This is a genomic window from Protofrankia symbiont of Coriaria myrtifolia (genome assembly GCF_900634755.1).
GTDB classification, from domain to species: Bacteria; Actinomycetota; Actinomycetes; order Frankiales; family Frankiaceae; genus Protofrankia; species Protofrankia coriariae.
This window is the reverse complement of the sequence record NZ_CAAAFS010000320.1, coordinates 1-9,685: the sequence shown is the minus strand read 5'-3', so window position 1 is coordinate 9,685 and position 9,685 is coordinate 1. Positions and strand designations below refer to the sequence as shown.

Below are 9,685 nucleotides of genomic sequence, written 5' to 3'. Positions count from 1 at the left end.
GTGTATGTCCGGCCACCGGGAACCGCCCGGAGGCCGGGGAGCGGGAGGATTTGTGGATCTTCAAAAGCGAGTGGCGGGCAGGTGGGGGCGGGCCCCGCGCCAACGGCCGGCCGGGCTGTCGCCGTCTGGGTCACCGTCACCGTACGGATCGCCGTCACCGTACAGGGCATCGTCGTCCGGGTCATCACCGTCAGCTGGACCGCTGCCGTCCAGGCCGGGGCTGCTCGCCATCAACGCCCGTTACTTCGCGTTGCGGACTGTCATCTTCGCCGCTGTGCTGACGGTCGTGCTGCTCGTGGGCCTGCACTGGCTGCTTGGTTTTGCCGTCGCGGTGGTCCTCAGCGGGCTGGTGAGCTATCCGCTGGCGATCCGTCAGCGCCGGGCGGTGCTCGATGCCCTCGAGCAACGACGCGGTTGGCTGCGTTGAGCGGCGAGCCATCCCGGGAGCACGACGCCGCGAGAAAGCGTGACGCCACCCGGGAGCACGACGCCGCATCCCAGCCTGATATCACCGAAAAGTGTAGTTCTGTACCGCAGCGTGACGTTACGCAGCGGCGCGATGTCACGCAAGCGGCCGTTGACGTCACGAAAATAACCAGCGATGTCGTGCAGGTGACCAGCGATGTCACGCAGGTGCCCGGCCAGGAGGCCGGGCACACGGTGCCGCCGTCGCTGCCGACTCAGAGCTCGCAGCCTGCCGCGCCTGTGCCCGTCGCGCCGGTGTCGGTTCTGTCCGTGCCGGCGTCCGCTTTCAGGCGGCCGCGGGTCGGCCACATCCAGTTTCTCAACTGTCTCCCGCTCTACTGGGGCCTGGTGAACTCCGGCGCGGTACTGGACGTCGAACTGACCAAGGACACCCCCGACCGGCTCAACGAGGCGCTGGTGGCGGGCGATCTCGACATAGGCCCGATCAGCCTGGTCGAGTATCTGCGGCACGCCGACGAACTTGTCGTCCTGCCGGACCTCGCGGTTGGCTCCGACGGCCCGGTACTGTCGGTGGTGCTCGCCAGCGCCGTGCCGGTGGACCGGATTCGATCGGTGGCCCTGGGTTCCACGTCGCGGACGAGTGTGCTGCTCGCGCAGATGCTGCTGGAGGATCGGCTGGGGCTGTGGCCGACCTATACGATCATGCCGCCTGATCTGCCTCTGATGCTGCGTGAGGCTGATGCCGCTGTGCTGATCGGTGACGTGGCCCTGCGGGCCACCTATGACGCCGAGCGCGCCGGGGAGGCGCATCCGCTGCATGTCGTCGACCTGGGCGCGGCCTGGCGGGACTGGTCGGGGCTGCCGATGGTGTTCGCGGTGTGGGCGGCGCGCCGTGACTTCGCCCAGGCCCGCCCGGGGGTGGTCAAGGAGGTGCACGACGCCTTCCGGGGCAGCCTCGATCTCGCGTTGCGCCAGGTGGACGCCGTGGCCCGGCACGCGGCGCGCTGGGAGGTTTTCGACGTGGCGACGCTGACGCGGTACTTCACCACGCTGGATTTCTCCCTGGGGGAGCGTCAGCTCGAGGGAATAACGGCTTTCGCCCGGCGGGCGGCGGCACGGGACGCCGTTCCGGCGGACGTGAACGTGCTGTTCGCCAACGGATAAGTGCGGGCGGACAGGTACGGGCGGATACGAACGGCCGAACAGGTGCCGGTACGAACCGGTACGGGATAAGGCGCCGCACCGGTCGCCATCCGTCATAACGTGTCTCATCGCCTGCGGTGACACGATATTTTGTTCATAACGATATATTCCGCTGCCGGTGGTGGCGCGACCCGTTGTTTCTGGTGCCGTCTCCCGAAGGAGGCGGATCCCGCCGTCGAGGATCTGACCGTCGCGGTTTGTGGGGCGAAGCCCGTTGCTCGTCGGTTTCGTTGTTCTCGGCGGCGCGCCCCCGCGCGCCAACGGTCGCGTATGAGGAGGACGAGGGGTACGGGGGCGGCCGTCTGGATCGAACGGCATGGACGTGCGTCCGCGCGTGTCGGCACCGACATCGGCGGCACCGGCGGCACCGGCGGCATCGGTGGCACCGGCGGCATCGGTGGCATCGGTGGCATCGGTGCCGGCGGCCGTGCTGCCGGCTCATCCCTGGCGGCGGTCCTCGGTGGCCACGCGTGGAATCCGGTGGCCAACCGTACCCGGACGTTCGCGGAGTCCGGTGGGTTGCCTACAGCCTGTGACACCGGCGCGGATGTCACGTCGGTACGGGCGGCCCGGCGCAGCGGTCTGGAACAGTGGCCCGGCGCAGTGGCCCGGCACAGGCGACGCTCCGGTGCGGCGATGGTCCGCGGACGCCGCCCGGCCGGATGCCGCCGTCACGCTGGGTCAGCGCCTGCCGCTCGGCCCACCCCTGGGGATGATCATATAGGTGCCGTCGGCGCGGGTGAACCGGAACCCGGGGCACGGCCCGACTCGGGCCCAGCTCAGGGCGTGGCCCCACGGACCCGGCTCGGGATCAAGGTGGTGATCCTGGCGCGCGCTCAAACAGGGCGTGGCCCCAACGGATCCGGCTCGGGACGTTAGCCCGCCAGGCGGGCCCGGGGCACAGCCCCACCGATCAGGCTCGGGATGCGGCCCGCCAATATGCAGGGTGCTGTGGATGCCGGACCAGGAACTCGCGCGGCCCGTACGGGCCATGGCCCTTGTGGACCCCCGCTGGCCCCTTGGACCCCTATTGACCCCAATGGGTAGAGCGCCGCGGATGCCCCGCCGGTGCGGGTGGGCCGGGCGGCCGGGTGCGGGCCGGTGAGCCGACCGACATCGGATCCGCCGGTTCGGGCGGCCGAAGGTTACCGGCAGCCGTCATCGGTGTTGCCGCCGGCCGGACATCGATGACAATCCACGCACGGTCGTTCCGCATCGTTTCGCGATTATGAACAGGTGTGATTGTGGGTGTCCGGTGCCAGTGGATGTCCTCCCTTTGCCGGTAGCTGTCCTCCCTTTGGGGGATTCGCCGGGGGGCTAGCTCCGGAAACCATCCTGAATGACGATGGGCGGGTGGTACCGGCACAGCGTAGAACGTCGGATATGGACGGAGAGCCAGGTGTGCAGGACGCCGTCCGCGTCGTGGTGGCCGACGATGCCGACGGCGTACGCGATCTCGTTTGTCTCCTGTTGGACATGGAGCCCGATTTCGTGATCGTCGGCCGGGCCAGGGACGGGGCCGAGGCAATTGAGATCGTTTCGCGTACCGACCCCGACCTCGTCCTGCTGGACGTCGCCATGCCCGTCATGGACGGCCTCACGGCGTTACCCGTGATTCGCCGGACGGTGCCCCGGGCCCGGGTCGTCATCTTCACCGGTTTCTCCGAGCGGGCTCTGGGCGAACAGGCTTCGACGCTCGGCGCGCACGCCCTGATCGAGAAGGGCCTCGCCATCGACAGCCTGGTTGACCGCCTGCGGGACGTGTGCGGACGTGCCCCCGTCCGAACCGTCGCAAGCCGGCCGGTCCAGAGCTGAACCATCGGCCGGCCCAGGGCACGACCGGGCTGACCGATCCCGCGCCGGACCGTCGACCGGCCGCGGCTCGCGCGAGGCGGTCCGCCGAGCGCACGACGGCAGTCAGGCGACGGCAGTCAGGCGACGATGGTGCCAGGCTGCGGCCCCGCACCGAGCCGGCGGCGCCGTGACCAGTCGAGATCTGTCCGACCGGTCGATCTGTTTATTGTCGTTGACCCGTTTATCCACCGGTCTGCTGAACAATGAAATCGGATGGCCCGGACGACCGGCCGGCATCCATCCAACGGCATCCATCAAAATTTTGGACGCTCCGTAATTTTATCCTGATTCTGGGTGCATTCGCTGTCTTGCGGGCGCTCGATGTGAAAGCATGGGCCCGTGACCGCACGCCCGGATCTCCGTCTGACCGGTTCAGGCATGACGGACTTTGGTTCGGACCTCCCGTGGGACGGCTTCACGCCCGTCGGCCACACCTCGGCGGACTTCGCGACCCTGGTCGACTTCGGACTGGTTGCGCGCCTGCATGTCGACCTGCTCAGGGTCGCCAGCGCGGTCTGTCCGCGTCACATCTGACCTTTCCGCCGCTGACCTTTCCGTCGCGCCACCTCATGCTGTCGGCATGTTGTCGGCGCACCCCGCACACGGTTGCGAGAGATTCGATGACGACCCCCGCACGCTCCCGTTCCGCGCGCCCGTCCCGTCCGAAGGGGCAGGGCCAGTGGGCGCTTGGCCACCTGGAGCCCCTCAACCCCAACGAGCGGATGAAGAAGGACCAGGACGGCCTGGCCGTCCGGGACCGGATCCTCAACCGTTACCCGTACACGGGCTTCGCCGGCATCGATCCCCAGGATCTTCGGGGGCGGTTCCGCTGGTGGGGGCTGTACACCCAGCGCAGGGAGGGTATCGACGGCGGCAAGACAGCCGTCCTGGAGCCCGAGGAGCTCGAGGCGCCGTTCTTCATGCAGCGCATCCGCCTCGACGGTGGCCGGCTGACCAGCGACCAGCTCCGCGTCGTCGCCGGGATCTCCACCCGCTACGGGCGGGACGTCGCCGACGTCACCGACCGGCAGAACATCCAGCTCCACTGGATCCGCATCGAGGACGTGTCGGCGATCTGGGCGGCGCTCGAGGGCGCCGGGCTGACGACGGCCGAGGCATGCGGTGACACCCCCCGCGTCATTCTCGGCTGCCCGCTCGCCGGCGTCGACGGCGACGAGGTCATCGACGCCACCCCGGCGATCGAGGAGACCGTCCGGCGCTACGTGGGCGACGAGTCCCTGAGCAACCTGCCGCGCAAGTTCAAAAGCGCCATCTCCGGCTGCGCCGACCACTGCACGCTGCACGAGATCAACGACATCGCGTTCGTCGGTGTCGTTCACCCCGAGTTCGGTGCCGGCTACGACCTGTGGGTCGGCGGCGGCCTGTCGACCAACCCGAAGCTGGGGGTCAGGCTCGGCACCTTCGTGCCGCCCGACCGGGTCGCCGAGGTCTGGCACGCCGTGGCCAGCCTGTTCCGGGACTACGGCTACCGGCGGATGCGCACCCGGGCCCGGCTGAAGTTCCTGGTGGCCGACATGGGGCCCGAGTGGGTCCGCGCCACCCTGGAGAAGGAGTACCTGGCCACGGCGCTGCCCGACGGCCCACCCCCGGCGCCGCCGCGTAACGAGGGACGTGACCACATCGGCGTCCACCAGCAGCGCGACGGCCGCTTCGCGGTCGGCTTCGCCCCCCGCGCCGGACGGCTGAGCGGTACCACGCTCGCCGCCGTCGCCGACCTCTCCGACCGTTTCGCCGCCGGCCGCATCCGAGCGACGACCACGCAGAAGCTGGTCATCCTCGACGTCGACCCGGCCCGGGTCGACGAGCTGGAGGCCGAGCTCACCGCGCTCGACCTGGTCGTGCGGCCGAGTGTGTTCCGGCGCGGCACCATGGCCTGTACCGGTATCCAGTTCTGCAAGCTCGCCATCGTCGAGACCAAAGGGAAGGCCGGTTCGCTGATCGACGAGCTCGAGCGCCGCCTGCCGGACTTCGACGAACCGATCGGCATCCACGTCAACGGCTGCCCCAACGCCTGCGCGCGTTTCCAGGTCGCCGACATCGGGCTCAAGGGCTCCCTGGTGCCGGACGCCTCCGGGGAACTCGTCGAGGGGTTCCAGATCCATCTCGGTGGTCATCTCGGCACCCGGTCGCGGCTCGGTCGGAAGTCCCGAGGGCTGAAGGTCACCTCCGTCGGGGTCGTCGACTACGTAGACGGCCTGCTGCGCGCCTACTCCGCGGACCGCGGTGCGGGCGAGTCCTTCGCGGACTGGGTGGAAAGGGTGGACGAGTCCGCGCTCTCCGTCGCATCCGTGCGAGCCGGCGTCCCCGGTGGTGCCGGCGTCTCCGATGGGGGCCGGACAGCCGGCGGGGGCCGTGCGCCTGGCGATACCGAGGCCGGCGATACCGCGGCCGGCGGGGCCGGTTCGGCGGCGGGCACGCCGGGCGAGCGCGGTGGCGGCAGCTGATGGCCAGCGCGCATTCGGTCCCGTTCTACTGCCCATACTGCGGCGAGGAGGACCTTGTCCCCTACCTGCCGGCCGAGGCCGGGGAAGCCTCCGCTGGATCCGGGCACGGCCAGTGGTCGTGCGGTAGCTGTCGACGGGCGTTCCGGCTGAGCCTGACCGCGCTCGCGGTCGCGGTGACGCCAGCCGCGTCGGGCACTGAACCCGTCGGGCACTGAATCCATCCGGCGCTGAACCACGGGTGGGTCCCCACACCCCAGCGGCCCGCCGGCAGGAACCCATCCGGCACTGAACCCGTTCGGTGCCGTCCCGCCCGGCCCCTGCCCAGACCCGCGCTTGTCTGGTCCGGCAGCGGCCTGTTCGGCATACAGGGAGAACGGCAGCCGCCGCGGCAACGGTCGCGGCAACGCAAGGAGGGACACTGATGGACACCGCACTGAAGGCCCGGGCCCTACACGCCGGCGACGAGCTGGCGGGCGCGCCGGCCGAGGAGATCCTGGGCTGGGCGGTGGAGTGGTTCGGTACCGGGCTCGCCGTCGCCGCCTCCATGGCCGAAGCGGTGCTCGTCGACATGCTCTCCCGGATCCGCTCGGACGTCCCGGTGATATTCATCGATACCGGCTACCATTTCGCCGAGACGATCGGCACCCGGGACGCGGTCCGGCACCGCTACGGCCTGCCGCTGATCAGTGCGGCCCCGCAGCTCACCGTGGCCGGCCAGGACGCCGTGTACGGACCGCGGCTGTTCGAGCGTGACCCGGACCAGTGCTGCCGGATGCGCAAGGTCGTGCCCCTGGACCGGGCACTCGCGCCGTACCAGGCCTGGGCGGCGGGCTCACGGCGGGCCGAGAGCGCCAGCCGCGGGAACCTGCCGGTCGTGGGGTGGGACGAGCGCCGCGGCAAGGTGAAGATCCATCCGTTGGCGGCATGGACGGACGAGGACGTCGAGCGTTACGTCCGCGAGCACGGCATCATCGTCAACCCGTTGCTCTCCGACGGTTACGACTCGGTCGGCTGCTGGCCGTGCACCCAGCGCGGCCAGGGACGTGCCGGCCGCTGGGTCGGTTCAACCAAAACCGAATGCGGCATCCACTGAGCCCCTGAGCCTTCTGCCTGTTCCTCTTCGCCTTTCTTCTTTCCGCCGCTGTCTCGGATCTCCTTTCCGGAAGCCGTCGGTGACGACTGCCCGCCCCGGCCTGGCGAGGCGCGTTACCGCGGGAGTCGTAGGTGGAAACCGTCGCTACGGTAGCCTTTTTCACCTACGGCTTCCGCGGCCGTAGGTGAAAATCGCTGTGGTAGCAACGGTTTCCACCTACTGGCCGACCGGGTTCGTGCCCGGGGTGCGGGGTGCGCGTGGGCGGTAGCGTCGCAGGGATGAGCGAGGGTCAGCGCGGCAGCGGTGGGGCTGAGGTGAGGCTGGTGAGGTGCCGGGAGGTCGGAGCGCTCGGCCCTGGCCCACGGGAGGGTACGGCGGCGGTGAGGTTGATGACCTACCGGGGGCTGACCCGCCTGGGCAGGAGATCGTGAACGGTCCGGAGCGCTCCCACGGCGAGGTCTGGCTGGTCGGGGCAGGGCCTGGTGATCCAGGGTTGCTCACTGTCCGCGGTCGGGAACTGCTCGGTGCGGCCGATGTCGTCGTCACCGATCGCCTGGTGTCCACTGACGTTCTCGGATACGTCCGGCCCGAGGCGGAGATTGTTTACAGCGGCAAGAGCGCTGGCGCGCTTACTCGCACCCAGGAGGGCATCAACGCGCTGCTGGTCGAACGGGCACTCGCGGGCCGCAGGGTCGTCCGGCTCAAGGGCGGGGACCCGTTCCTGCTCGGCCGTGGCGGCGAGGAGGCGGAAGCGTGCCGGCTCGCCGGGGTGCGCTGCACCGTTGTCCCGGGAGTGCCCTCGGCGTTCGCGGCCCCCGCCTATGCAGGTATTCCGGTCACCCACCGTGGCGTCGCGCAGGATGTCGCGGTCGTCTCCGGTCATCTGCGGCCAGGGCATCCCGACTCCACCGTCGACTGGGCGGCACTCGGCGCGTCCCGGATGACCATCGTTGTGCTGATGGGGGTTGCCCGGCTCGCCGACGTCACCGCGGCCCTCATCGAGGGCGGGCGGTCACCCGACACGCCTGTCGCGGTGATCGAACGCGCCACCACGCCGGCGCAGCGGGTCGTGCGCGGCACCCTCGACACGATCGTGGTCGACGCGGTTGCGCGGGGTGTGCGATCACCAGCTGTTGTGGTGATCGGTGACGTCGCGGCCCGTCACGACGCGGTACCCCGGATCCTCCCGCCTCCGGACAGCGACAACCACGGCTGCCGTCCCCGTGCTGTCAACGGCGACGGCAGCCTCGCCGGCACCGGCACCGGCACCGGCACCGGTGGCAACGGTGCGGGCCCCAGCGACGCCAACAACCGGCCGGACCGGGCGACGGTGAGACCGCGCTTCTGGAATGGAGCCGGCCCCGGTGACACCGACAGCCCCGACGGTGACACTGCCAGCCTCCGCAATCCCAACATTTACGCCACAACGGACAGTTGTGATGATTCGCGTGGATTCGCCGCCGGCTCGCCGGCTGTGGACGCCGGTGCCGGCCGTCCGCTGGCGGGAGTCCGGGTTCTCGTCCCGCGGACGAGACCGCGTCCCGGGCTGTTGGCCACCCGGTTGCGCGCGCTCGGCGCGGACGCCGTGGAGAGCACGGTCTCGCGTCCCGGGCCGGTGGCCGACCCGGCGCCGCTGCTGGCTGCGCTCACCGACGCGGACGCGCTGGTGCTGGCGGGCGTCGCGGAGGTCGCGGCGGTGGTCGCGCTGCTGCGCCGGGCGGGCCACGACATCCGGGCGCTTGCCGGGCTCGTGCTGGTGGCCGCCGACGCCGAGGCGGAGGTCGCGTTGGAGGCCCTTGGGCTGGCCTGCGTCCGGCCGCCCGTCAGCGCCTGTGACGCGGGGCCCGCCGGTAGTTCGGAGCCAGCCGACCCCCGCGGCGCACAGCCACGGACCGTGGAGCCCACCGGCACGCAGCGGGCGGGATCATCCGCTGACGTGCGGGGCACGGGCTCTGTCGGTGCGCGGAGCACGGAGTCCGCTGATGTGCGGAGCACGGAGCCTTCCCGCGGGCGGGACAGGCGCCGGCTGCCACTCGGCTCCGGGGTGGTGAGTGGCAGCGTCCGGGTGGTGGTGTGCGCGTCCGCGTCGCCGCCCGCCGGAGCGGAAACAGTGCGTCGGATCAGCCTCCTGACCGATGTCGACGCCGAACCCGATCCGCGGATCGTCGAGGAGATCCGGCACGGCGATCTGCACGCGGTGGCGTTCGCGTCGTCGACCGCTGTCCGCGCGACCGTCGCGCTGTACGGCTCCCTACCGGATGGGATCATGGTGGCCGCGATAGGGCGGCGCACCGTCGAGGCCTGCCGGCACGCCGGCGTCCGGGTGGACGCGGTGGCGACCGAACCCGGCATCCATCCCCTGGCCGCGGCGGTCGCCGACGCCGTCACCAGGGCCCGCTCGGCTGAAGCGTCAGCCAGCCAACGCGGATCCGTCCCGAAATCAATCAAAAACAGATGATCGAATACTGCCGGACCATGCGAACGAGGGATCAAACGGTCGCTGCGGCAGCCGTTTCGACCCTCTTTGTCCTGTTTGAGGATTGTCCTGATCGGGACGGGGCAGGGTGCGGTGGGGTGAGACGAGACGGGTGGTCGGCTGATCGGTGTTCGGGGGTCTGGTCGGGGCGTGAGCTCGTTCGGGGTG

8 protein-coding genes are annotated in these 9,685 nt (G+C 70.4%); all 8 read left to right on the top strand.

The genetic code is table 11. From position 1 onward, the window contains the following. A partial coding sequence (locus CM1CMNOD_RS23350; protein WP_242625466.1) for a hypothetical protein occupies nucleotides 1-427 on the top strand: 427 nt, incomplete at its 5' end. Between the two features lie 278 nt (nucleotides 428-705). Further along, on the top strand, nucleotides 706-1,590 hold the full coding sequence (locus CM1CMNOD_RS18820; protein WP_431307100.1) for a menaquinone biosynthetic enzyme MqnA/MqnD family protein: 885 nt from the start codon (nucleotides 706-708) through the stop codon (nucleotides 1,588-1,590). 1,422 nt (nucleotides 1,591-3,012) lie between these two features. Beyond that, the gene (locus CM1CMNOD_RS18810; protein WP_047221534.1) at nucleotides 3,013-3,444 is read left to right on the top strand and encodes a response regulator transcription factor; all 432 of its coding nucleotides are present in this window, start codon (nucleotides 3,013-3,015) and stop codon (nucleotides 3,442-3,444) included. Nucleotides 3,445-3,861: 417 nt separating this feature from the next. Then, entirely contained in the window at nucleotides 3,862-4,017 is a 156-nt protein-coding gene (locus tag CM1CMNOD_RS21965; protein ID WP_013875169.1) for a putative leader peptide, read from the top strand. Between the two features lie 86 nt (nucleotides 4,018-4,103). Beyond that, a complete protein-coding gene (locus CM1CMNOD_RS18805; RefSeq protein ID WP_013875168.1) occupies nucleotides 4,104-5,948 on the top strand; it encodes a nitrite/sulfite reductase in 1,845 nt (614 codons plus the stop codon). Further along, on the top strand, nucleotides 5,948-6,163 hold the full coding sequence (locus tag CM1CMNOD_RS18800) for a hypothetical protein (RefSeq protein WP_013875167.1): 216 nt from the start codon (nucleotides 5,948-5,950) through the stop codon (nucleotides 6,161-6,163). The genes CM1CMNOD_RS18805 and CM1CMNOD_RS18800 overlap by 1 nt, the downstream gene beginning before the upstream one ends. Nucleotides 6,164-6,369: 206 nt before the next feature. Further along, nucleotides 6,370-7,041, top strand: coding sequence for a phosphoadenylyl-sulfate reductase (locus CM1CMNOD_RS18795; protein WP_013875166.1), 672 nt, complete (start codon nucleotides 6,370-6,372; stop codon nucleotides 7,039-7,041). Between the two features lie 427 nt (nucleotides 7,042-7,468). Further along, on the top strand, nucleotides 7,469-9,499 hold the full coding sequence (gene cobA, locus CM1CMNOD_RS18790) for a uroporphyrinogen-III C-methyltransferase (protein ID WP_013875165.1): 2,031 nt from the start codon (nucleotides 7,469-7,471) through the stop codon (nucleotides 9,497-9,499). Nucleotides 9,500-9,685 lie beyond the last annotated feature (186 nt).

Excerpts from the sequence above, each read along its gene's own strand:
- CM1CMNOD_RS21965 (WP_013875169.1), top strand. The coding sequence starts at position 3,862 with ATGACGGACTTTGGTTCGGACCTCCCGTGGGACGGCTTCACGCCCGTC.
- CM1CMNOD_RS18810 (WP_047221534.1), top strand. The coding sequence starts at position 3,013 with ATGGACGGAGAGCCAGGTGTGCAGGACGCCGTCCGCGTCGTGGTGGCC.
- CM1CMNOD_RS18800 (WP_013875167.1), top strand. The coding sequence starts at position 5,948 with ATGGCCAGCGCGCATTCGGTCCCGTTCTACTGCCCATACTGCGGCGAG.
- CM1CMNOD_RS18805 (WP_013875168.1), top strand. The coding sequence starts at position 4,104 with ATGACGACCCCCGCACGCTCCCGTTCCGCGCGCCCGTCCCGTCCGAAG.
- CM1CMNOD_RS18795 (WP_013875166.1), top strand. The coding sequence starts at position 6,370 with ATGGACACCGCACTGAAGGCCCGGGCCCTACACGCCGGCGACGAGCTG.